This window comes from Novosphingobium sp. 63-713, from assembly GCF_001898925.1.
GTDB lineage: Bacteria > Pseudomonadota > Alphaproteobacteria > Sphingomonadales > Sphingomonadaceae > Novosphingobium.
Map to the genome: position 1 here is coordinate 220,596 of NZ_MKVS01000026.1, position 22,781 is coordinate 243,376.

The 22,781-nt window shown below is 63.1% G+C and carries 24 protein-coding genes and 1 tRNA gene; 21 read left to right on the plus strand and 4 right to left on the minus strand.

Annotation, left to right across the window (positions count from 1 at the left end; translation table 11 throughout):
• Positions 1–71: 71 nt before the first annotated feature.
• The 21 genes from tsf (at position 72) to BGP00_RS11820 (ending at position 18,974) form a co-directional block, all read left to right on the plus strand.
• Positions 72–998: a translation elongation factor Ts gene (gene tsf, locus BGP00_RS11720; protein ID WP_168602626.1), complete on the plus strand. Its 927-nt coding sequence runs from the start codon at positions 72–74 to the stop codon at positions 996–998.
• Between the two features lie 171 nt (positions 999–1,169).
• A complete protein-coding gene (gene pyrH / locus BGP00_RS11725) occupies positions 1,170–1,883 on the plus strand; it encodes a UMP kinase (protein WP_273618806.1) in 714 nt (237 codons plus the stop codon).
• A 15-nt stretch (positions 1,884–1,898) separates the two neighbouring features.
• Positions 1,899–2,462 (plus strand): ribosome recycling factor, encoded by a 564-nt coding sequence (gene frr / locus BGP00_RS11730; RefSeq protein WP_168602628.1) that lies wholly within the window; start codon positions 1,899–1,901, stop codon positions 2,460–2,462.
• A 62-nt stretch (positions 2,463–2,524) separates the two neighbouring features.
• Positions 2,525–3,169 carry a polyprenyl diphosphate synthase gene (gene uppS, locus BGP00_RS11735; RefSeq protein ID WP_292689711.1) on the plus strand — a complete coding sequence of 215 codons (645 nt, stop codon included), beginning with the start codon at positions 2,525–2,527 and terminating at the stop codon, positions 3,167–3,169.
• Positions 3,156–3,902 carry a phosphatidate cytidylyltransferase gene (locus BGP00_RS11740; protein WP_292689407.1) on the plus strand — a complete coding sequence of 249 codons (747 nt, stop codon included), beginning with the start codon at positions 3,156–3,158 and terminating at the stop codon, positions 3,900–3,902. Before uppS ends, BGP00_RS11740 begins: the two co-directional genes overlap by 14 nt.
• Positions 3,903–5,057 (plus strand): 1-deoxy-D-xylulose-5-phosphate reductoisomerase, encoded by a 1,155-nt coding sequence (locus tag BGP00_RS11745; RefSeq protein WP_292689408.1) that lies wholly within the window; start codon positions 3,903–3,905, stop codon positions 5,055–5,057. It abuts the gene before it with no gap.
• A 24-nt stretch (positions 5,058–5,081) separates the two neighbouring features.
• Positions 5,082–6,182 (plus strand): RIP metalloprotease RseP, encoded by a 1,101-nt coding sequence (gene rseP, locus BGP00_RS11750; RefSeq protein WP_168602631.1) that lies wholly within the window; start codon positions 5,082–5,084, stop codon positions 6,180–6,182.
• A 284-nt stretch (positions 6,183–6,466) separates the two neighbouring features.
• Positions 6,467–9,190, plus strand: a complete 2,724-nt coding sequence (gene bamA, locus BGP00_RS11755; RefSeq protein WP_292689409.1) for an outer membrane protein assembly factor BamA — start codon at positions 6,467–6,469, stop codon at positions 9,188–9,190.
• Positions 9,190–9,870, plus strand: coding sequence for an OmpH family outer membrane protein (locus tag BGP00_RS11760; protein WP_168602633.1), 681 nt, complete (start codon positions 9,190–9,192; stop codon positions 9,868–9,870). The genes bamA and BGP00_RS11760 overlap by 1 nt, the downstream gene beginning before the upstream one ends.
• A gap of 20 nt (positions 9,871–9,890) precedes the next feature.
• Positions 9,891–10,370: a 3-hydroxyacyl-ACP dehydratase FabZ gene (gene fabZ, locus BGP00_RS11765; RefSeq protein ID WP_172338865.1), complete on the plus strand. Its 480-nt coding sequence runs from the start codon at positions 9,891–9,893 to the stop codon at positions 10,368–10,370.
• 91 nt (positions 10,371–10,461) lie between these two features.
• Complete coding sequence (gene rpmE, locus BGP00_RS11770; RefSeq protein WP_168602635.1) at positions 10,462–10,695, plus strand: 50S ribosomal protein L31; 234 nt, start codon at positions 10,462–10,464, stop codon at positions 10,693–10,695.
• Positions 10,696–10,890: 195 nt separating this feature from the next.
• Positions 10,891–10,967, plus strand: a tRNA-His gene (locus BGP00_RS11775).
• Positions 10,968–11,152: 185 nt separating this feature from the next.
• Positions 11,153–11,911: a heme ABC transporter permease CcmC gene (gene ccmC / locus BGP00_RS11780; RefSeq protein ID WP_292689410.1), complete on the plus strand. Its 759-nt coding sequence runs from the start codon at positions 11,153–11,155 to the stop codon at positions 11,909–11,911.
• Positions 11,911–12,051 carry a hypothetical protein gene (locus BGP00_RS11785; protein WP_168602637.1) on the plus strand — a complete coding sequence of 47 codons (141 nt, stop codon included), beginning with the start codon at positions 11,911–11,913 and terminating at the stop codon, positions 12,049–12,051. The genes ccmC and BGP00_RS11785 overlap by 1 nt, the downstream gene beginning before the upstream one ends.
• On the plus strand, positions 12,052–12,498 hold the full coding sequence (ccmE, locus tag BGP00_RS11790) for a cytochrome c maturation protein CcmE (protein ID WP_168602638.1): 447 nt from the start codon (positions 12,052–12,054) through the stop codon (positions 12,496–12,498).
• 12 nt (positions 12,499–12,510) lie between these two features.
• Complete coding sequence (locus BGP00_RS11795; protein WP_292689411.1) at positions 12,511–14,520, plus strand: heme lyase CcmF/NrfE family subunit; 2,010 nt, start codon at positions 12,511–12,513, stop codon at positions 14,518–14,520.
• Positions 14,517–15,068 carry a DsbE family thiol:disulfide interchange protein gene (locus BGP00_RS11800; RefSeq protein WP_292689412.1) on the plus strand — a complete coding sequence of 184 codons (552 nt, stop codon included), beginning with the start codon at positions 14,517–14,519 and terminating at the stop codon, positions 15,066–15,068. Before BGP00_RS11795 ends, BGP00_RS11800 begins: the two co-directional genes overlap by 4 nt.
• Positions 15,068–15,487: a cytochrome c-type biogenesis protein gene (locus BGP00_RS11805; protein ID WP_168602641.1), complete on the plus strand. Its 420-nt coding sequence runs from the start codon at positions 15,068–15,070 to the stop codon at positions 15,485–15,487. The genes BGP00_RS11800 and BGP00_RS11805 overlap by 1 nt, the downstream gene beginning before the upstream one ends.
• Positions 15,484–16,191 (plus strand): tetratricopeptide repeat protein, encoded by a 708-nt coding sequence (locus BGP00_RS11810; protein ID WP_273618819.1) that lies wholly within the window; start codon positions 15,484–15,486, stop codon positions 16,189–16,191. The genes BGP00_RS11805 and BGP00_RS11810 overlap by 4 nt, the downstream gene beginning before the upstream one ends.
• 207 nt (positions 16,192–16,398) lie before the next feature.
• Positions 16,399–18,219, plus strand: a complete 1,821-nt coding sequence (locus tag BGP00_RS11815; protein WP_168602895.1) for a potassium transporter Kup — start codon at positions 16,399–16,401, stop codon at positions 18,217–18,219.
• Positions 18,220–18,353: 134 nt separating this feature from the next.
• The gene (locus BGP00_RS11820; protein WP_168602642.1) at positions 18,354–18,974 is read left to right on the plus strand and encodes a superoxide dismutase; all 621 of its coding nucleotides are present in this window, start codon (positions 18,354–18,356) and stop codon (positions 18,972–18,974) included.
• Between the two features lie 234 nt (positions 18,975–19,208).
• Here the strand turns inward: BGP00_RS11820 and BGP00_RS11825 are convergent, their stop codons facing one another.
• From BGP00_RS11825 to dapF, 4 genes are read right to left on the minus strand one after another with little or no spacing between them, the layout of a single operon-like run.
• Positions 19,209–19,844: an inner membrane-spanning protein YciB gene (locus tag BGP00_RS11825; RefSeq protein WP_168602643.1), complete on the minus strand. Its 636-nt coding sequence runs from the start codon at positions 19,842–19,844 to the stop codon at positions 19,209–19,211.
• Entirely contained in the window at positions 19,841–20,770 is a 930-nt protein-coding gene (gene ftsY, locus BGP00_RS11830; RefSeq protein WP_168602644.1) for a signal recognition particle-docking protein FtsY, read from the minus strand. Before ftsY ends, BGP00_RS11825 begins: the two co-directional genes overlap by 4 nt.
• The gene (mtaB, locus tag BGP00_RS11835; RefSeq protein WP_292689413.1) at positions 20,767–21,957 is read right to left on the minus strand and encodes a tRNA (N(6)-L-threonylcarbamoyladenosine(37)-C(2))-methylthiotransferase MtaB; all 1,191 of its coding nucleotides are present in this window, start codon (positions 21,955–21,957) and stop codon (positions 20,767–20,769) included. Before mtaB ends, ftsY begins: the two co-directional genes overlap by 4 nt.
• Positions 21,954–22,766, minus strand: a complete 813-nt coding sequence (gene dapF / locus BGP00_RS11840) for a diaminopimelate epimerase (protein ID WP_292689414.1) — start codon at positions 22,764–22,766, stop codon at positions 21,954–21,956. The genes mtaB and dapF overlap by 4 nt, the downstream gene beginning before the upstream one ends.
• Between the last annotated feature and the right edge of the window lie 15 nt (positions 22,767–22,781).

Here is a 22,781-nt window from a genome sequence, read left to right on the forward strand (position 1 = left end):
AAAATTGGAACGCGCCGGGTCCATGTGGCCCGGCGCAACTGTATAAAACTCTTGTCTAAGGACTATCGGACATGGCCTTTACTGCCGCCGACGTGAAGAACCTGCGCGAACGCACTGGCGCTGGCATGATGGATTGCCAGAAGGCGCTCAAGGAAGCCAATGGCGACATGGAAGCTGCCGTTGACGCGCTGCGCGCCAAGGGTCTGGCTGCCGCTGCCAAGAAGTCGAGCCGTACGGCTGCCGAAGGTCTGGTGGGTCTGGCGATTGCCGGCACCAAGGGCATCGCGGTCGAAGTGAACTCGGAAACCGACTTCGTCGCCAAGAACGACCAGTTCCAGGACTTCGTGCGCAAGACCACCGAAGTTGCCCTGAACGGCGAGATCACCGACGTCGAAGCGCTCAAGGGCGCTGCCTATCCCGACGGCGGCACGGTTGGCGAAAAGCTGACCAGCAACGTTGCCACCATCGGTGAAAACCAGCAGGTCCGCCGCATCAAGGCCGTTTCGGTTTCCGAGGGCGTGGTCGTGGCTTACATGCACAATGCTGCTGCCCCCAACCTGGGCAAGATCGGCGTGCTGGTCGCTCTGGAAGGCAATGCTCCGGCCGACGTTCTGGAGCCGCTGGGCAAGCAGATCGGCATGCACATTGCCGCCGCTTTCCCGCTGGCCCTGTCGGCTGAAGGTCTCGACGCTTCTCTGATCGAGCGTGAGCGCAAGATCGCCGCTGAAAAGGCCGCTGAATCGGGTAAGCCCGAAGCCGTTCAGGCCAAGATGATCGAAGGCGCCGTGGCCAAGTATGCCAAGGAAAACGCCCTTCTGTCGCAGCTGTTCGTGATGGACGGCAAGACCCCCGTCTCCGACGTTGTTGCCGCTGCCGCCAAGGCTGCCGGCGCCACGATCAAGCTGGTGGACTATGTCCGCTTCCAGCTGGGCGAAGGCATCGAAAAGGAAGAAACCGACTTCGCCGCCGAAGTGGCTGCTGCCGCCGGCCTGAAGTAAGTTTCTTTTCCCTCAGGGAAAGCATGAAGGCTCGTCGGAAACGGCGGGCCTTTTTGTTTGGCCCTTCCGGCTGTTTTCTCTATCGCTGTGTACATTAGTTTTTTCGCGCCCTTGGCACAGGCAGCGCCACGGTATAAGGGCGCTTGCGAAGCATAAGGATAGATCGAAACCATGGCTCAGCCCCAATATAAGCGCGTTTTGCTGAAACTTTCGGGCGAAGTGTTGATGGGAAGCCAGCCTTTCGGCATCGACCCGGAATTCGTGGCCGAAATGGCCGCAGAGGTGAAGGCGGCCAAGGAAAGCGGTCTGGAAATCTGTTTGGTGATCGGCGGTGGCAATATCTTCCGCGGCATGGCGGGCGCCGCCAAGGGCATGGACCGCGCGCAGGCTGACTATATGGGCATGCTGGCCACGGTGATGAATGCGCTGGCGATGCAGAATGCGCTCGAGCAACTGGGCGTGCCCACCCGCGTGCAGAGCGCGATCGAGATGGACAAGGTGTGCGAGCCGGTTATCCGCCGCCGTGCCGAGCGCCATCTGGAAAAGGGCCGCGTGGTGATCTTTGCCGCAGGCGTTGGCGCGCCCTATTTCACGACGGATTCGGGCGCGGCCCTGCGCGCGGCCGAAATGCGTTGCGATGCGCTGTTAAAGGGCACCAGCGTGGACGGCGTCTATAATGCCGATCCCAAGCAGGATCCTGCGGCGAAGCGTTACGATACGATCGACTATGACACTGTTCTGGCCGACAACCTCAAGGTAATGGATGCCAGCGCGGTCGCGCTGTGCCGTGACAACAAGATTCCGATCGTCGTCTTTTCCATCCGCGAACGTGGCAATCTGGCCCGTGTGCTGGCCGGACAGGGCGTTCAGACGATTGTGCAGTAATTCAGGAGAATACCAATGGCTGCTCCCAAATATGACAAGGCTGATCTTGAGCGCCGGATGAAGGGCGCGGTGGAATCGCTGAAGGGCGATCTGTCGGGTCTGCGCACGGGCCGCGCCAATACCGCGCTGCTCGATCCGATCACGGTCGAAATCTATGGCAGCCACATGCCGCTCAACGCCTGCGCCACGGTGGCCGCGCCCGAATCGCGCATGCTGACCGTAACCGTGTGGGATCGTTCGAGCGTGACCCCGGTGGAAAAGGCGATCCGTTCGGCGGGTCTGGGCCTGAACCCGATCACCGATGGCAATACGATCCGTCTGCCGATCCCCGATCTGACCGAGGAACGCCGCAAGGAACTGGCGAAGCTCGCCAGCAAATATGCCGAAGGCGCGCGCATCGCGATCCGCAATGTCCGTCGCGACGGCATGGAGGCGCTCAAGGCCGACGAGAACAAGAAGCTCATCTCGGAAGACGAGCGCAAGCGCTTTGAAACCGAAGTGCAGAAGCTGACCGACGAGGCGATCAAGGGCGCCGACGAAGCCGCCGCGGCCAAGGAAAAGGAAATCCTGGGCAAGTGACCGCTGCGCTGCTTCCTGCTTCTGGCGGGCCCGAACACGGGGTCCGCCATGTGGCCATCATCATGGATGGAAATGGCCGCTGGGCCAAGAAGCGCCATTTGCCCCGCGTGCTGGGGCATCAGCGCGGGGTCGAGGCGGTGCGCCGCCTGATCCGCGGGGTGCGCGGCATGGGGCTGGAGGCGGTGACGCTTTATGCGTTTTCGTCGGAAAACTGGCGCCGCCCGGAACAGGAAGTGTCCGACCTGATGGGGCTGCTCAAGCGCTTTATCATCAGCGACATCGATGAAATCGCGGCCAATGGGGTGCGATTAAAAATCATCGGCGATTACAAGGCCTTGTCGGATGATATTGTCGAATTGCTTGAAGGCGCGATGGCGCGCACGGCAGGCAATCGCGAGCTGACTCTGGCCATCGCGCTCAATTACGGCAGCCAGCAGGAGATCGCCCGCGCGGCAGCGGCAGCGGCGGCCAAGGGCGAGATCACGGCCGAGAGCATTGAGGCCGAGCTCGACACCGCCTGTCTGCCGCCGCTCGATCTGGTGGTACGCACCAGCGGCGAGGTGCGCCTGTCGAACTTCCTGCTGTGGCAGGCGGCCTATGCCGAAATGTGGTTCACCGACGTCCTGTGGCCCGATTTCACGCCTGACCACCTGGCCCACGCGCTTGGCGCCTTTGGTCAGCGGGAGCGTCGTTTTGGCGGCCGCTGAAGGCGAGGGGGCTGCGGCTCCCAAGAAAAACTCCGATCTCAAGGCCCGCACGCTTTCGGCCATCGTGATGGTGGCGGTGGCGGGTGGGGCGCTCTGGTTGGGCGGTTTGCCTTGGATGGTGTTCGTGCTGCTGATCGCCACGGGCGTGCTGTGGGAATGGAGCAAGCTCTCACGCGCGATTGCGGCAAGCTGGTGGGCGCGGTTGATCTGGCTGGTGGCGGGTGTGGCTTATGTCGGGCTGGCAGCCGAGATGCTGATCGTGCTGCGTGCTGAAGATACGGTCTCCGTGATGATTCCGGTGCTGGCGGTGATTGCCACCGATATTGGCGCCTATTTTGCCGGGCGTACCTTTGGCGGGCCAAAGATCGCACCGAAAATCAGCCCCAGCAAGACATGGAGCGGATTGCTCGGCGGTGCGATCGGGGCAAGTCTGGCAGTGGGCGGGGTTCAGGCCTATGCGCTGTGGCGCGCGGCGCGTGAAATGGCCGCCCTGCACCTGACCAGCACGACATCGCCTTTGGCCATCAACTGGTTGGAGGTGGTCGTTGCAGGTGTGCTGGCCGCCATTATCGCCCAGACCGGCGACTTTTTCGAAAGCTGGATGAAGCGCCGCGCGGGCGTGAAGGATTCCGGCCATCTCATTCCGGGCCACGGCGGACTGTTCGACAGGGTTGACGGTTTGCTCGCGGTGCTGTTCGTTGCCGGAATATTCGGCGCAATAGGAAGATTCTAAGTGCGATCAATATCCGTTCTTGGCGCCACCGGTTCGATTGGCGCCTCCACGCTGGATCTGATCCGCCGCAATCGTGGGGATTGGCGGGTTGTCGCGCTGACGGCCAATGGCAATGCGCAGGCGCTGGCCGCGCTGGCGCGTGAGTTTGAGGCCGAGGTGGCGGTCTGCGCCGATGCCGCTGCGCTTCCTGCATTGCGTGAGGCTTTGGCGGGAAGCGGCATTGAGGCGATGGCGGGGGCGGAGGCTCTGGTCGATGCGGCGCGGCGTCCGGCCGATATCGTGATGGCCTCGATTGTCGGTTGCGCCGGATTGGCCCCGACGATGGCCGCCATCGAGCAGGGCCGCACTGTGGCGCTGGCCAATAAGGAAGCGCTGGTTTCGGCGGGCGAGTTGATGATCGCGGCGGTGGCGCGGCATGGCACCACGCTGTTGCCGGTCGATTCCGAGCATAATGCGATCTTTCAATGCCTGTCGGGCAATAAGGTCGATCATGTCCGCTGGATCACGTTGACGGCCAGCGGCGGCCCGTTCCGCGACTGGAGCCTTGAGCAATTGCAGAGCGCCACCCCGGCGCAGGCGATCAAGCATCCCAACTGGAGCATGGGCGCCAAGATCAGCGTCGATTCGGCCAGCATGATGAACAAGGGTCTCGAATTTATCGAGGCCTATCATCTGTTTCCCGTGGGTCTGGACCGGCTGCGCATCATCGTGCATCCCCAATCGATCATTCATTCGATGGTCGAATATCACGATGGCTCGACGCTGGCCCAATTGGGGCCGTCCGACATGCGCGTGCCGATCGCCTCGTGCCTCGCCTGGCTGGAGCGGATGGAGACGCCGCTCTCGAGCCAGCTTGATCTGGCCGCGATTGGCGAATTGACCTTCCGCGCGCCCGATGAGGTGCGTTTCCCCGCCACGAAACTGGCGCGGCAGGCGGCTCATGCGGGTGGCGGCATTCCGGCGGTGCTGAATGCGGCCAATGAGGTGGCGGTCGATGCCTTCCTCAACGGGCGGATCGGTTTTACCCGCATTCCGGCGATGGTCGAGGATGTGCTCAATGCCTATGCGCCGCCCCCTCCGGCTGCTATTGACGAGGTGCATGAGGTGGATGCGCAGGCCCGCCGCCGCGCCGCCGCTTTGCTGGAGATGGCCTGAACCATGGCGCAGCCGACGATCTTGATGACGATTCTTGCCTTTGCCCTGATGCTGGGGCCGCTGGTGCTGGTGCATGAGCTGGGCCACTATCTGGTGGGCCGCTGGTGCGGGGTGAGGGTGGTGGCCTTTTCGATCGGGTTTGGCCGGGAAATCGCGGGTTGGACCGACCGGCGCGGTACGCGCTGGAAGCTCTCGATGCTGCCGCTGGGCGGCTATGTCCAGTTTGCGGGCGATATGAACCCGGCCTCGGCGGGGGTGGACAAGATCCCGCTCGACATCAAGGAGCGCGAGGGCTGGTTCCATTTCAAGCCGCTGTGGCAGCGTTTCCTGATCGTGCTGGCGGGGCCGGCGACCAATCTGATCGTGGCCGTGCTGGTGTTTGCCGCTTTCAATATGGCCTATGGGCGTTTGACGGTGCCGCCTGTGGTGGGGCGCTTTAGCGAGAATTCGGCCGCGCAGGCGGCGGGCGTTCAGTTGGGCGACCGGATCGTGGCCATTGATGGCAAGGCGATTGCGGGGTTTGAGCAGATTCCCGATGCCGTAAAGCCCTTTCCGGGCGAAACCGTGCAATTGCAGGTCGAACGTTCGGGCCATCGCCTGACGATCCCGGTCACGCTGGCCGCCGAAATGATGAAGGATGGGCTGGGCAACAGCGCGCGGATCGGGCGGCTGGGCGTGGGGCGGCCTTTGGGCGATACGGAAGTGACCCATATCCGGATGGGCGTGGTCGAATCCTTTGTGACAGCGGGCGACCAGTCGCTGCATCTGATGGGGCTGATCGCCACGGGCCTGAAACAGATCGTGACCGGCCAGCGCAGCGTGCGCGAGATGAGCGGGCCGATTAAAATGGCGCAATATTCGGGCCAGACCCTGCAATCGGGCTGGTTGCCGTTTGTGTACTTTGCGGCTTTCATTTCAATTAATTTGGCATTCATCAATCTGCTGCCAATCCCGGCGCTGGATGGTGGACATCTGGCATTTTACGTGGCCGAAGCGGTGCGGCGCAAACCCTTGGATGCAAAGAGCCAGGAATGGGCCTTTCGCACCGGGATTGCCTTTGTGCTGGCGTTGATGGTGTTCGTCACCATCAACGATCTGGTGCCGGCGGATCTGTTCGGCCTTTGACGGGGCGGTTTTGCCCGGCCCGCATCGCCGGATGGCGCAAGATGCCTTGAAAGCTGGGCCCGCATCGGGCAGAGGGCGCATGACGCGCAAAAGGGATGCTGTTTCGGCCGGTTCGTCCGGCGCATGAAACGGGCAAACACGGGGACCGTGCAGCTGGCCGCCTGATGGGGGTCGATTGTCGGGGGCGCATTGACCGATCGGGTGACCGACGGTTGCTAAGGATGGGAAGTACCGTGTCGAAGATGGATCGGAATATGGCTTTCGGGCAGGCAAATACGGATAAGATGACGCGCCTGGGCCAGATCGGCATGGCCTTGCTGGGCACGACGATCCTGGCGGGCGTGCCCCAGATGGCCGTTGCGGCCGAACGTCCGGCGCAAAAGTCCGCCCCTGCGGCCACGGCTGCTGCTCCGGCGACCAAGCCTGCGGCAACCCCGGCGATTGCTGCCCAGCCGGTGGCCACGGTTGCAGCCGAGCCGATCCTGTCGCTGACGGTCGAAGGCGCGCAGCGTCTCGAGCCCGATACGGTCCTGTCCTATATCCAGATGCGCGCGGGCCAGCCCTACAGCGAGGCCGCCGCCGACCAGGCGCTCAAGGATCTTTACGCCACCGAACTGTTTGCCGACGTGTCGGTGCGCAATGATGGCGGCCGCGTGGTGATTACGGTCAAGGAAAACCCGGTCATCAACCGCATCGTGCTTGAGGGCAACAAGCACCTGAAAGAAGACAAGATCAACCCGGAAATCAAGCTGGCCCCGCGCCAGATCTTTACCCGGTCCAAGGTCCGCGCCGACGTGTCGCGCATCATCGAGCTCTACAAGCGTCAGGGCCGTTTCGCCGCGACGGTGGAACCCAAGATGGTGCGGCTGGACCAGAACCGTGTCGATATCGTCTTTGAAATCAACGAAGGGCCCAAGTCCAAGGTCCGCCAGATCAACGTGATCGGCAATGAGCATTTCAGCCTCAAGGAAATTGAGGCCGCGATGATCACCAAGACCGCGCGCCCGCTGCATATTTTCCGTTCGAACACGTCCTATGACCCGGACAAGCTGGCCTATGACCAGCAGAAGCTGCGCCAGTTCTACTTGACGCAGGGCTATGCCGATTTCCGCGTGGTTTCCGCCGTGGCCGAGCTGACGCCGGACAAGCGCGACTTTATCATCACCTATGTGGTCGAAGAAGGGCAGCGCTATAAGTTCGGCGATGTGAAGGTGGAAAGCCAGTTGCGCGATTTCGACGGCGCGCAATTGGCCAAGCAATTGCCGATGAAAAAGGGCCAGTGGTACAACGCCAAGCTGGTCGAAGACACGATCGACAAGATGAACGAGACGGTTGGTGTGTTCGGCTATGCCTTTGCCGACGCGCGCCCCGATTATCAGCGCGACCCCAAGAACCTGGAAATGGGCGTCACCTTCAACCTTCAGGAAGCGCCGCGCGTGTATGTCGAGCGGATCGACGTGAACGGCAACACGCTGACGCAGGACAAGGTGGTGCGCCGCGAATTCCGTCTGGCCGAGGGCGACGCGTTCAACTCGGTGCAGGTGAAGCGTTCGACCAACCGCATCAAGAGCCTCGGCTATTTCCAGGAAAAGTTCGAGGTCAAGCAGGTCAACGGATCGGCGCGCGACCGCATCATTCTGGAAGCCAACGTCGAGGAGAAGCCGACCGGCGAACTGCAGCTTTCAGCCGGTTATTCCAGCCTTGAAAGCTTCATTTTCCAGGCTTCGATCCGCCAGAACAACTTCCGCGGGCGCGGTCAGACGATCGGCCTGTCGGGCTCGGTCTCGCGCTATTCGAAGAGCCTCGTGCTGTCGTTTACCGAGCCTTATCTGATGGACAAGAATGTCTCGATGGGCATCGACATCTATCGGCGCGATTATAACAACTACAATTATTACAGCTCGAACTCGAATTCGCTGTATCGCAATTCGACCACCGGTTTTCAGGCCCGCCTTGGCTTCCCGGTGACCGAATTCATGTCGTTGGTGGGGCGTTATACGCTCAACTATGACAATGTGTCGTTGGACAAGACGCAATTCTACACGCAGAATACGGCCGGCGTTCTGGCTTGTAATCCGCTGCTGGCGGGCCGCTATCTGTGCGACGCGGAAGGCAAGCGTTTGTCCTCGATCGTCGGCGCCTCGCTGATCTATGACAATCTGGACAATCGCGTGCGTCCTACGCGCGGCCGCTCCGGCTCGCTGGGCGTCGATTTCGCCGGGTTGGGCGGCGATGTGCGCTATGCGCGTATCCGCGCCAATGCCTCGCAGTTCTACCCGCTGGGCAAGGGCTTCATCTTCTCGCTGAAGGGCGAGGCCGGGGCGATCAAGGCGCTGAGCAGCCGCCACATTGACGGCGTGGACGACGTGTTCCTGACCGACCGCTTCTATCTGGGCGAACCGCAGATGCGCGGTTTCGACATTCGCGGCATCGGTCCGCGCGTGGTGCGCAAGCCCTATACCACCGACAGCACGGGCACCTATGTCCTGACCACGGACAAGAATTCCTGGACGCAGGATTCGGTGGGCGGCAAATATTATTATCTGTTCCACGCCGAAGTGGAAATTCCGCTGGGTTCGGGCGCCAAGGAAATGGGCATCCGCCCCTCGATCTTCCTGGATGCCGGCGCGGTCTGGGGCATCACCAAGCCCAATCTGCAGGATTCGACCGCGATTTGCGGCTATGTGGGCTGCTCGATCTTTGTGCCCTCGCGCGATTCCAGCGGCAACGCGCTTTATTCCCAAACCAACACCGACGGCAGCGTGGTCACGACCACCAGCAAGACCAACACTGCAACAGGTGCGGCCAATACCGCGATCGGCAGCAACATCAGCCCGTTCAAGGAATTCTATTACGGCGACAGCCCGCGTCCGCGTATCGCGATCGGCGTTGGCTTTAACTGGAATTCGCCCTTTGGCCCGTTCCGCATCGATATTGCCAAGTCGCTGCTGCACGAAGTGGGCGACGATACCAAGACCTTCCAATTTAACGTGGGAACCCAGTTCTGATGAAAACTTTTGCCAAGATTATCGCTCTGGCCGCGCTGGCTGGTATTTCGCAGGCTGCTCTGGCCGCTCCGGCTGCCAAGCCCGCCGCTGCCGCTCCGGCAGCGACCGCTTCGGCCGGCGTCAACGGCGTGGCGGTTGCCAACCTCGACGCGGTCGTCGCCAATTCGCTGGCCTTCAAGAAGGCGCAGGCGGACCGCGAAGTGACCTACAAGGCGCAGCTTGACGCCGCCAAGGCCAAGGAAGCCGCGCTCAACGCCCAGATCAAGCCGATCGTGGACAAGTTCCAGAAGGATCGCGCCGCGCCGGGCGCCAATGTGAACGCTCTGGCGGCCGCGGCCCAGCAGCAGGTTCAGCAGATCCAGGAACAGGGCAAGGCCGAGATCGAAAAGATCGTCGAACCGGTTCGCCTGTCGGACGCCTATGTGCTTGAGCAGATCATGGACAAGCGCGCCGCCGCCGTTCAGACCGCGATGAGCAAGGCGGGTGTCACGCTGCTGCTCAACCCCGAAGCCATTCTGGCCGCGACCAATGCCTATAACCTCAATCAGCAGATCCTGACCGAGCTGAACACGGCTCTGCCCACCGTTCAGATCGTGCCGCCCGCCGGTTGGCAGCCGCGCGAAGCGCGTGAAGCTGCCGCTCAACAGCAGCAGCAGGCTCCGGCCAACGAGAGCCGCTGAGAAGAGACGAGGGGGATAGGATGAGCGACGATACTGCCGCAGCCGCGGCGCCGCTGACATATGATATTCGCAAGGTTCTGGCGGCGCTGCCTCATCGTTACCCCTTGCTTCTGGTGGATCGGGTTGCCGCGCTGAACATCGGCGAGGACATCCATGCGGTGAAGGCCGTCTCTTTCAACGAGGCGTTCTTTCAGGGCCATTTTCCCGGCCGCCCGATCATGCCCGGCGTGCTTCAGATCGAGGCGCTGGCGCAGGCGGCGGCCATTCTGGCCATTGAAACTCTGGAACTGGCCGGCAGCAACAAGCTGGTCTATTTCATGAGCATCGAGGACGCCAAGTTTCGCGCTCCGGTCGAGCCGGGCGTGCTGCTCGATCTCAAGGTGGGCTTTATCCAGAAGCGCGCGCGTGTGTGCAAATTCTGGGGCAAGGCCGAGATTGACGGCAAGGTGACCTGTGAGGTCAACTTTACCGCGATGATCGCCGACCCGCCCAAGGATTGATTCAACTGGACAAGCAGGCGGCGCGCGGCTATGCGCGCCGCTTCTCATTCAGGCCGGTCGGAACCGGTCGTTTTTTGTGAAAGCGAATGCCATGGCCAAGGCTAACATCCATCCCGATTATCACTTCATCACCGTGCAGATGACCGACGGCACGACCTTCCAGACCCGCTCGACCTGGGGCAAGGAAGGCGACACGCTGGCGCTGGACATCGACCCGACCTCGCACCCGGCATGGACCGGCGGCAACGCCCGTCTGCTGGATCAGGGCGGCCGCGTGGCGCAGTTCAACAAGCGCTTTGGCGGGCTTTCGCTCACCAAGAAGTAAGCGTTTTATGGGGCGCGGCGGGCCTGCACCGGCCTGTCGCGCGCCTGCTCTGCCTTGGGGTATGAGCGAAATGGGCGGTGTGGGAAAAATTTTCACGGAAAAGTGAAAATAACTCTTTCCATCTTCGCCAAGCTGGTGCAAAGGGCCGCTCCCGGCAGGGACGGCGCGGTTGAAAAACCCCGCAAAAATTGTGTGGCGATTATAGCTCAGTTGGTTAGAGCGCCGGTTTGTGGTACCGGAGGTCGTGGGTTCGAGCCCCATTAATCGCCCCATTTTTATAAGCAGCAGCGGCCTTTGCAGGCCGCTTTTTTATTGCCCTTTCTGCTTTTTGCCGCCGTTCCTATACGCGTAAAAACCATGGTGCTGGCCCCATGGCCCCCTTGCCGCGCGCGATGCGGCCTGCCAAAGCAAGGACGCGCGCCGAAAGGGTCGGCGCTTTTGCGGTTATTGATCGGTCATGCACGGTTTTGCCAATCCCGCCCGTTTCCTGCGTATTGCCCGCTGGGCCACGCCGCTGTGCCTGTTGCTGGGCTTTGCGCTGGCTGCGGGGGCCTTGGTGTGGGGCGTGTTCTTTGCCCCCGCCGATGCGCTTCAGGGCGATACGGTGCGAATCGTTTACCTGCATGTGCCCACCGCCTGGCTGGGTATGGGCGGGTGGAGCGCGATTGCGATTGCCAGCTTTACCGAAATCGTCTGGCGCCATCCGCTGGCCGGGATTGCCGCGCGGGCGGTGGCGCTGCCCGGCGCGGTGTTTACCGCGCTGTGCCTGATCACCGGTTCGATCTGGGGCCGTCCGGCATGGGGCACATGGTGGGTGTGGGATGGTCGGCTGACCTCGATGCTGGTGCTGCTGTTCCTTTATTTCGGCTATATGGCGCTCGACGCCGCCGCGCGCGGCAGCCAGCAGGCCGGGCAAGGGCAGAGCCGCATCACCGCCATTTTCGGCCTTGTGGGGGCGGTTAACATCCCGGTGATCCATTATTCGGTCACCTGGTGGAACAGCCTGCATCAGCCGCCCAGTATCACGATGGGCAAGTCGGCCATGGCGGCCGATTTCCTTGTGCCGCTGCTGATCGCCACCTTGGGCTTTTCGCTGATTTTTGGCGGCATAGTGATGGCGCGGATGCGCACCATTCTGGCCGATGAACAGGCAGAGGCGCGTTTGCGCCGCAAAGCCATGCGGGCGCAGGTCCCGGTCGCCGGGGAGGCTTGGTAATGACCGAGACATTTGACCAATGGCAATTCGTGATCGCCGCCTATGCATTAGGGGGCGCGACAACATTGGGTCTGGCGGTCTATAGCTGGCTGGCAATGCGCCGGGCCGAGGCACGCCGCGACAAGGTACGCGAGGGTTAAATGGCGGTTCGGGCCAAACATCAACGTCTGGTTTTGCTGGGCATCGCGCTGGTGGCGCTGATCGGGGCGGGTTTGCTGGCGACATGGGCGCTGCGCAGCCAGGCCAGCTATTTCTATGTGCCCGCCGATATGGCCGCCAATCCGCCGGAAGCGGATCGGGCCGTGCGTCTGGGCGGCATGGTCGAGCGCGGCAGTATGAAGAATGCGCCCGATGGCGTCACGGTCAATTTCATCGTCACCGACGGCAAGGCGCGCATTCCGGTGCGCTTCGCAGGGATCCGTCCCGCCCTGTTCGTCGAGGGCAGCGGCGTTGTGGCAGAGGGCAAGCTGGGGCGCGACGGGACCTTCGTGGCCGACAATCTGCTGGCCAAGCACGATGAGAAATACGTGCCGCGCGAGATGAAAGATATGCAGCAGGCCCGCAAAGCCATCGAAAACACCAAGTGAGGATTTCCCCCCGTGCTTCCTGAAATCGGTTTGGGCCTGTTGTGGCTGGCGGCGGCTTTGGCCGGCCTGCAATTGCTGGCGGGCGGCCTGTCGCTGACGGCCAATGGCAAGGGGATGGCGGGCATCGTGCGCCCGGTGGCCATGGTGCAGGGGGTGCTGGCCGCCGCCGCGCTGGGTATCCTGATCTGGCTGTTTGTGCAGACCGATCTGTCGGTCAAGCTGGTGGCGGAAAACAGCCATTCGGCCAAGCCGTTGATGTTCAAGATCGCGGGCACTTGGGGCAATCACGAGGGCTCGATGCTGCTCTGGGTGACGGTGATGGGGCTGGGCGGGGCGTTCGTCGCCGCGGTTGAGCGCCGCCTGCCCGAGCCTACGATGATGGCGACGCTGGCCGGACAGGCCTTTGTCAGCCTTGGCTTCTATGCCTTCCTGCTGTTTGCCTCCAATCCCTTTGCCCGGCTCTATCCGGCGCCCGAGGATGGCAATGGGCTTAACCCGCTGCTTCAGGACCCCGGCCTCGCGTTTCATCCGCCCACGCTTTATCTGGGCTATGTCGGGCTTTCGATCGCTTTCTCCTTTGCCATTGGCGCGCTGATCACGCGTCAGGTCGGGCCGGATTTCGCCCGTGCGATGCGGCCTTGGGTGCTGGGCGCGTGGATATTCCTGACCGTGGGCATCACGGCGGGCAGCTATTGGGCCTATTACGTGCTGGGCTGGGGCGGCTGGTGGTTCTGGGACCCGGTTGAGAATGCCTCGCTGATGCCGTGGCTGGCGGCGACCGCTTTGCTGCACAGCGCCTCTGTGCTGGCCGCGCGCAATGCGCTGCGGGCGTGGACGGTGATGCTGGGCGTGGTGGCGTTCTCGATGTCGATGGTCGGCACCTTCCTTGTGCGCTCGGGCATTCTGACCTCGGTTCACGCGTTTGCGGTCGATCCGCGCCGGGGAGGTTTTATCCTCGCGCTGCTGGCGATCTATATCGGCGGGGCCCTGCTGCTCTTCGCCCTGCGCGCCGCCACCGTGACCGAGGGTGAGCGTTTTGCCATCACCAGCCGCGAGGGCGCGCTGGTGTTCAACAATGTCATGCTCTCCTCGATCCTTGGCATCACGCTGATCGGCACGCTCTATCCGCTGTTCACGGAGGCGATGGGGACCAAGGTTTCGGTTGGCCCGCCCTATTTCACGCCGGTTTCGGCGATGTTTGCGGTGCCGATGTTTGTCGTGCTGATCTTTGGGCCGATGCTGCGCTGGCGGCGGGACAAGTTCTCGCGCATCTCGCCGCTGCTGGCGCTGCCTTTGGTGGTGGCGATTGCGGCGGGAGGCTGGGCCTTTGCGGTGGGCGTGCGCCATGTGCTGCCGCTGCTGGGGCTGGCGCTTGGTCCTTCGTTGGTCGTGGCTTCCTTCCTGCCGCTGCGGGGCCGTTCGGTGCTGCGCGCGCCGCTCAGCCTGTGGGGCATGGTGATTGCCCATGCCGGGATCGGCGTGGCCCTGTTCGGCATGGCCTCGGACAGCGCCTTTACGGTCGAAAAGCTCGTCGCCGCCAAGGTGGGTGAAGTCAATCAGGTTGGCCCGTGGAGCATCCGCCTGGCCGAGGTGGCGCCCATTGCCGGGCCGAACTGGACGGCGATGGAAGGCGTTTTGAAGGCGCGCTATGATAGCGGGCCCGAGGTGACGCTGCGCCCGCAATCGCGCACTTTCTGGGCGCCGCTGCAGACCAATGCGGTTTCGGCGCTGAAGGGCCGCTGGAATGGTCAGCTTTACACGGTGCTGGGCGATGAAACCCTGTCGGACAAGGGCGAGAGCCGCTGGCAATTGCGCCTCTGGTGGAAGCCCTATGTGCCGCTGATCTGGATCGGCGGCTTGTTGGTGGCGCTGGGCGGCGGTCTGGCTTTGCTCAGCCGCGTGGCGCAGGATCTGAAGCGCCGCGTGGCGCGGGCCAAGGGCGGAAACCGGCGCGATGAAGTGGCGGCTTTGGCCCAAGGAGATACGGCCCAAGGAGATGCGGCCAAGGGAGATGCGGCATGAGCAAGGACAGTCCCGCCAAGGCCCCGCGCTGGGCGCTGTGGTTGCCTTTGGTGCTGTTTGCCGGTTTCGTGGCGCTGGTGGTGGTCGGGCTGGTCAAGCCCAAGAACACCGATATCGCCAGCCAGATGGTGGGCAAGCCTTTGCCCGCCTTCACCCTGCGCGCGGCGGCCGATGAGCGGCCCGGTCTGGCCACGGCTGATTTTCAGACCGGCAAGCCGCAATTGCTGAACATCTTTGCCAGTTGGTGCATCCCATGCCGCGCCGAGGCGCCGGTGCTGGAGGAATTGCGCCGTCAGGGCGTGACGATCAACGCCATCGCCATCCGCGATCACAAGGCCGATCTGGCGGCGTTTCTGGGGCAATATGGCAATCCCTATGCCCGGATCGGCGCGGATGACGTGTCCGCAGTGCAGCTGGCTATCGGGTCAAGCGGGGTGCCGGAAACCTTTGTCATCGATGGCAAGGGCGTGATCCGTTACCAGCATATCGGCGATATCCGCCCCGAACAGATCCCCGACATCATCCGTCTGCTCAAGGAGGCGCAGTGATGATCCGCGCGTTCTTTGCTGCTTTGGTGCTGATGTTCGCGGCTCCCGCATGGGCCGACGATTCGATGCCGCCAGCGCCCTGGGCCTATCGCCAATTGCCCGACCCGGCGCAGGAGGCCAAGGCCAAGGCGTTGATGGAAACGCTGCGCTGTCTGGTTTGCCAGAGCCAGTCGATTGCCGATTCGGATGCCTCGATCGCGGGCGATATGCGTTCGCAGGTACGCGAGCGCATCGCGGCGGGCGAGGACCCTGAGGCGATTCGCGCGTGGCTGATTCAGCGCTATGGCGATTACGTCAGCTATGAGCCGCGCGTCAGCGCCGCGACATGGCCGTTGTTTGCCGCGCCTCTGCTGCTGGTGGCGCTCGCGGCGTTTTTGCTCCGCAAAAGATTTACCGGCGGGCAGGAGAATGAGGCATGACCTGGGTGGTGTTGATCGCGCTGGTGGTGCTGGTGCTGGCGGTTTTGCTCATGTTGATGCGTGGGCGGCGTGAGGGCTGGGAGGCGGTGGCCGCCGCGCTGATGGTGGGCCTTGCCGGTTACGCGCTGCAGGGACAGCCGACGATGCCCTCGGCCATGAAGGCGCCGAGCAACCCGGCGGCCGGCAATGGCAAGGCCTTGGTTGAGGAGCGGCAGAAGCTGTCGGGCGTGGACCCGACCAAAAACCGCTGGGTCGTGCCGGGCGATGCGCTGGCGATGCATGGCCAATATGCCGAGGCGGCAACGGTTTTGCGCGGGGCGGTCGAGGCCGATCCGAAGAATGGCGATGCGTGGCTGGCGATTGCCAATGCGCTGGTCAGCCATGCCGAGGGCAATCTCTCCCCGGCCGCGCTCTATGCCTTCCGTCAGGCGCAGAATGCCGATCCCAAGGCGCCCGGGCCGTCCTTCTTCCTCGGGCTGGCGATGGCGCGGGCGGGGCGTTTTGATGAAACGCGCAGCCTTTGGGCCGATCTGGTGGCCAAGGCGCCTGCCGATGCTCCGTGGCGCGATGATATTGCCATGCGTTTGAAGCGCTTGGACGAATTGATGGCTATGCTGCGCCAGCGCGCGCAGGCCGAGGCCGCCGCCCCGCAAGGCGCGCCGATGGCGGCTCCCATGGCCGCTCCTATGGCCGCACCGCAATAAGCGATCAGGCAGCGCGGCGGGGATGCAAACGGCTGTTGCCGGGGCATTGCCGCGCTGCTAATCGCCGGGCCTTGCCGCTTTTCGCGGCGACTCAGGGGCATAGGCATGATGCAGCCAGTGGCGCAGCCGGGCGAGACCGATAAGGTCGAACACTCTTCCAATCATCACGGATCGCATGGCAGCCTGCCCAAGCTGGCGCTGGGGGCGATGGGCGTGGTGTTTGGCGATATCGGCACCAGCCCGCTTTACGCGATGCGCGACACTTTTGCCGGTCATCACCGCCTGCCTCTCGATCAATTGCATATTTACGGCATCATCAGCTTGATGTTCTGGTCGATGATGGTGATTGTGACGCTGAAATATGTCTCGATCATCATGCGCGCGGACAACCGGGGCGAGGGCGGTTCGCTGGCCCTGCTGGCTTTGGTCAACCAGCATATTTCGGGCAAGCGCTGGTCGGCGGGCATCGTGCTGCTGGGCGTGTTTGCCACCTCGCTGTTTTATGGCGATTCGATGATTACGCCCGCCGTTTCGGTAATGGGCGCGATCGAGGGTCTGGCCGTTTACGAACCGGGGATGCATGGCGCGGTCGTGCCGATGGTGGTGGTGATCCTGATCGGCCTGTTCCTGATCCAGAGCCGGGGCACGGCCAAGGTTGCGGCCTTTTTCGGCCCGGTCATGCTGGTCTATTTCGCGGTGATCGCGGTCTTGGGCGTGATGAGCATTCTGGAGCATCCCGGCGTGATGGCCGCGCTTTCCCCCCATTTTGCCGCCGCGATGTTCGTGGCCGATCCGATGCGCGGGTTTCTGGCGATGGGTTCGGCGGTGCTGGCTGTGACGGGCGCCGAGGCGCTTTATGCCGATATGGGCCATTTTGGGCGCCCGCCGATTCGCCTGTCGTGGCTGGCCATCGTGCTGCCCTCGCTGGTGCTCAATTATCTGGGGCAGGCATCGCTGCTGGTGCGCGTGGGCGCGCCTGCTCTGGCCAGCCCGTTCTATTTCCTCGCGCCCGAATGGTTCCAATGGCCCTTGCTGGGTCTGGCCAGTCTGGCCGCGATCATTGCGTCGCAGGCGGTCATCACCGGGGCTTTTTCGGTCACGCAGCAGGCGATCCAGCTGGGCTTTATCCCGCGCATGTCGATCAAATACACCAGCGTGAATGCCGGGCAGATCTATATTCCCGTCATCAACTGGGCGCTGATGATCGCGGTGATCTTGCTGGTGTTTGTGTTCAAGGAAAGCTCGAACCTGACGGCGGCCTATGGCATCGCGGTGACGGGCGCGATGATGATCGACAATTTCCTGCTGGCGGTGATGCTGTTCGTGGTCTGGAAATGGGCCAAGTGGCTGGCGATCCCTCTGCTGGTGGTGTTTACCCTGCTCGATTTCGGCTATCTCTCGGCCAATCTGACGAAGATCCCGGATGGCGGCTGGGTGCCGCTGGTGATGGGGCTGGCGATTTTTACCCTGCTGACCACATGGTCCAAGGGACGCGCGCTGATGCGGGCCAGCATGGCCGAGGGCACGATCCCCTTCGAGGTCTTTGCCAAGAGTGCCCATTCCAGCGCCCAGCGCGTGGCGGGCACGGCGATTTTCATGTCGTCGACGCGGGGCGGGGTGCCTTCGGCGCTGCTGCATAATATCAAGCATAACAAGGTTCTGCATGAGCGCGTGGTTGTGTTGACCATCGCCATTCAGGACGTGCCGGTGCTGGAGGATGGCGAGCGGATCGAGATGAAGAATTTCGGTCAGGGCTTCTATAAAATGGCGATCAAGTTCGGCTTCCTTGAGGATACCGATGTGCCCTCCGCGCTTAAAGGCGTGACGCTGGACGGCGAACCGATCGACATGATGAAGACCAGCTTCTTCCTCTCGCGCCAGACTTTGATCGCTTCGTCCAAGCCGGGCATGGCGATCTGGCGCGAAAAGCTGTTTGCGTGGATGATGCGCAATGCGGCCTCCGCGATGGAATTCTTCCGCCTGCCCGTCAACCGCGTGGTCGAGCTGGGCAGCCAGGTCGAGATCTAAATAAAGGGGCGGGAAGGGGAAACTTTCCCGTCCTACAGAATTTTTCGTTCTGCACGGTGGCCGATCCGCGCTTTGATGCCCATATCACAGATCAAGCCCCGGGCCGGGGATTCGCGATAACACAGGAGAAAGTCATGGCCTTCACTCTTCCCGAACTGCCCTATGCCAAGGATGCCTTTGGCACGGTCCTCTCGGCCGAAACCTTTGATTATCACCATGGCAAGCACCACAATGCCTATGTCACGCAGGCCAACGACCAGATCAAGGGCACCGATCTGGAAGGCAAGAGCCTGCTCGAAGTGATCGCGGCCGCCAAGGCTGCGGGCAACAAGAAGCTGTTCAACGCTTCGGCCCAGATCTGGAACCACACCTTCTACTGGCTGGGCCTGAGCCCGGAAAAGACCGCTCCCAGCGCTGAACTGCTGGCCAAGATCGATGCCGATCTGGGCGGGCTGGACGCGTTCAAGGCCGCGATCAAGGCGGAAAGCGCCGGCCACTTCGCCAGCGGCTGGGGCTGGCTGGTGCTCGAAGACGGCAAGCTGAAGGTGACGAGCTATCACGATGCCGACACCCCGGTGGCCTATGAAGGCGTCAAGCCGCTCTTCACGCTCGACGTCTGGGAACACGCCTATTACGTCGACTATCGCAATCTGCGTCCCAGCTATCTCGACGCGCTGCTCGACCATGTGAACTGGGCGTTTGTCGAAGCCAACCTCGACGGTGAAGGCGCTTCGCGCGCGGATCAGCAGGGTTAATCACTTCGCTTCGCGATGGATTTTTGCAGGGGGACTTGTCCCCCTGCACCCCATTACTGATTTTGGAGTGGTCCTGAAGCCTCGCGCTTTGGGGCCATTTTCATAAAAAGGCCTGCGGCGCCTTCAACCAGCGCCGCAGGCCTTTTAATTTTCAATGCCGCGTCCGACACCTAACGCCGAACCCTTGGCGCCACGCAGACATTAACGGGAGCGCGAGGGACGAGTCCCTCGCATTCAATCCTCTCTGGAATCCTCTTCCGCCCCCAGCCCATGCTTCAACAGCATCGGCATCTGGGCAAAGGTGAAGAGGAAGGAGAGCGGCATGAACAGCCAGATCTTCATCGCCAGCCATGTGTCAAAATTGTGATTCGCCTGATTGTAGAAATGGCGCAGCCCCTCATTCAGCACGGCGAGGAAGAGGAAGAACCAGCCCCAGTTGCGCGACAGCTTCATCCATCCTTCGTCGGAGAGGCCCGCAAAGGCATCCTCCAGCAGGATCTTGAGCAGCGCATGCCCGCGCATCAGCCCGATCAGCAAGGCCAGCCCGCTGGCGACATAGATCGCGGTCGGCTTGATCTGCACCCATGTGGCGTCATGCAGCAGCACCGTCAGCCCGCCGAAGAACACGACGAGGCCCGAGGAGAGCCACAACATTGGCGCGATCCGTCCTAGCCGCCATTTCGATACGATCAGCGCGACCAGCGTGGCGCCGATAAACACCACGGTGCTCTTGGTGATGGCCACGACATCGCCGATCCCCGCCTCGCTGCCCGCCGGACGCCACGCGCGATAGGCGAGGAAAAAGGCCAGCATCGGCCCATAATCGATAAGGATATTGAGCCAGCCCGACTTCTTCTTCGTCGCGCTCATGCCGCAACCCCGGCGATCACACGGGCCACAAGGTCCGGGTCGAAGGGGCGCAGGTCGTCGATGGTTTCGCCAACGCCAATGGCATGGATCGGCAGGCCATATTGCTCGGCCGCCGCCACCAGAACGCCGCCGCGTGCGGTGCCGTCCAGCTTGGTCATCACCAGCCCGGTCACGCCCGCCACCTCGCGGAAGACCTCGATCTGGGCCAAGGCGTTCTGACCATTGGTGGCATCCAGCACCAGCACCACGTCATGCGGCGCGGCCGGGTTCAACCGGCCCAGAACGCGGCGGATCTTGGCCAGTTCGTCCATCAGCTCGCGCTTGTTCTGCAACCGGCCTGCGGTGTCGACGATCAGCGCATCGGTGCCCTTGTCGGTCGCGGCCTTGACCGCGTCGAACACCACGCTGGCCGGATCGCCGCCCTCGGGGCCTTTGACGATGGGCACGCCCAGACGATCCGCCCAGACGCCCAACTGCCCGATGGCCGCCGCGCGGAACGTGTCGCCCGCCGCCAGCATCACCGCGTAATCCTGCTCCTGAAACAGATGGGCCAGCTTGGCGATGGTCGTGGTTTTGCCGCTGCCATTGACGCCGATGACCAGCACGACATGTGGGCGCGGAAAGGCGGTGACATCCAGCGGCTTGGCCACCGGGCGCAGGATGGCGGCGATTTCCTGGGCCACGGCCTCGCGGATCGCGGTTTCATCGACGCCATTTTCAAACCGCGTGGCGGCCAGACGCTCGCGGATGCGGGCGGCCGCGCGCGGGCCGAGGTCGGACAGGATCAGCGCATCTTCCAGATCGTCGAGCTGATCCTCGGACAGGCGCGAAGCCCCGCCCAGCAGACCGGCGATATTGCCCGTCAGGCGGTCGGTCGTCTTGGCAAAACCGCCCAGCAAACGGTCGGACCAGCTATCGGCACTCATGCCAGCATTCCTTCAAGCAAAAATGTGGGTGTGATGGTGATGATGGCCCCGCGCCGTGCGCCCGCAGGCGCGCGAATGGAGGCGAAATTTTCCGCATGGCCTGTGCCGTCGCGTTCGACCAGAACCGTCTGGGGGCGCCCGATCAGGCTTTCCTGCCATGCCTGCCGCTGGGCCGCCACGGCTGTGCGCAGGGCGGCGGCGCGCTCCTGCACCACCTCGCGCTCCACCTGCGGCATACGCGCGGCGGGCGTGCCGGGGCGGGGGGAATAGGGGAAGATATGGCCATGGACGATGGCAAGTTCGACAATGATCGACAGGTTCGCCTGATGGGCGGCCTCATCCTCGGTGGGGAAACCGGCGATGATATCGGCGCCGATGGCCATGTCGGGGCGCAGGGCCTTCAACCGCGCCACCAGATCCAGCGCGTCGGCGCGGCTGTGGCGGCGCTTCATGCGTTTCAGGATCAGATCATCGCCATGTTGCAGCGAGAGGTGCAGATGGGGCATCAGCCGCGCTTCCCCGGCCAGCAGGTCGAAGAGTTCCGGGTCGATCTCCACCCCATCGACCGAGGACAGGCGCAGGCGCGCCAGTTCGGGAACCTCGCGCAGGATGGCGGAAACCAGCGCGCCCAGACGCAGTCCGAAATCCTGTCCCCAAGAGGTGAGGTCCACCCCCGTCAGCACCACTTCGCCAACGCCCCCCGCGACATGTTCGCGCACCTCGGCAATTACATCGGTCGCCAAGCGCGAACGCGAAGGCCCGCGCCCTTGAGGGATCACGCAGAAGGTGCAGGCATGATCGCAGCCGTTCTGCACCGCGACAAAGGCGCGCGTATGGCCCACCGAGCGCGCAGCCACCGGGGCCAGATCGGGCACATTCCACGCCCGCGCATCCAGCTTGGCCGCATTGGCGATCAAACCGTCCACCTCGGGCATGGCGGCAATCGCCTCACGCTCGATTTCGGCGGCGCAGCCGGTCACCATCAGGCGCGCATGGGGGCGATTGCGGCGCGCGCGGCGGATGGCCTGCCGCGTCTGGCGCAGCGCCTCGGCCGTCACGGCGCAGGAATTGATGACCACCAGATCGGTTTCACCCGCCAGCATCGCCTGCATCCGCTCGCTTTCGGCCAGATTCATCCGGCAGCCCAAGGAGACGACTTCAACGCGCGAGACGACCTCAACGCTCATGCAGGGAAATCGGAAAGCTCGAAGCTGCCGCGAAAGGCTTCGGTGGCAGGGCCGGTCATGATGATGCGGCCATCGGCATTCCACTCGATGATCAGGCGGCCGCCCGGCAGCGTGACCTCGACCCGGCGGTCCACAAGGCCCCGGCGCATCGCACCCACCGCCGTTGCGCAGGCCCCCGTGCCGCAGGCCAGCGTAATGCCCGAGCCGCGCTCCCATACGCGCAGGCGGATGGCGCTGCGCGAGACGATGGTGGCGACATTGACGTTGATGCGCTCGGGAAACAGCGGATCATGCTCGATGATCGGACCGATGCGGGCCAGATCGACGGCGTCGGTGTCGGGGGTAAAGAAGATCACATGCGGATTGCCGACATTGACCGCGGTGGGGTCCTGCAAATCTTCCCAGCCCACCGGCATGGTCAGCGTATCCATGGCAAAGCCCAGCGGAATCGCATCCCAGTCAAAGCGCGGCACGCCCATGTCGACGCTGATCCCCGCCTCGCTAGGCTCGGTGGTCAGGATGCCGCCCTGTGTTTCGATCCGGGCGGGGCGACCATGCAGCAGGCCCACGGCGCGACTGGCATTGCCGCAGGCGCCGCTTTCGCTGCCGTCGGCGTTGAAAAACCGCATGCGGAAATCGGCCACGTCCGACCCGTCCAGCACGACCAGCTGGTCGCAGCCGATGCCGGTGTGACGGTTGGCCAGCGCGGCGGCCAGCGTGGTGGTGATTTCGGGCAGGGCTTCGCTGCGCCCATCAAGGACGACGAAATCATTGCCCAGCCCGTGCATCTTGACAAAACCTATGCGCATGGGCCGCGCTCTATG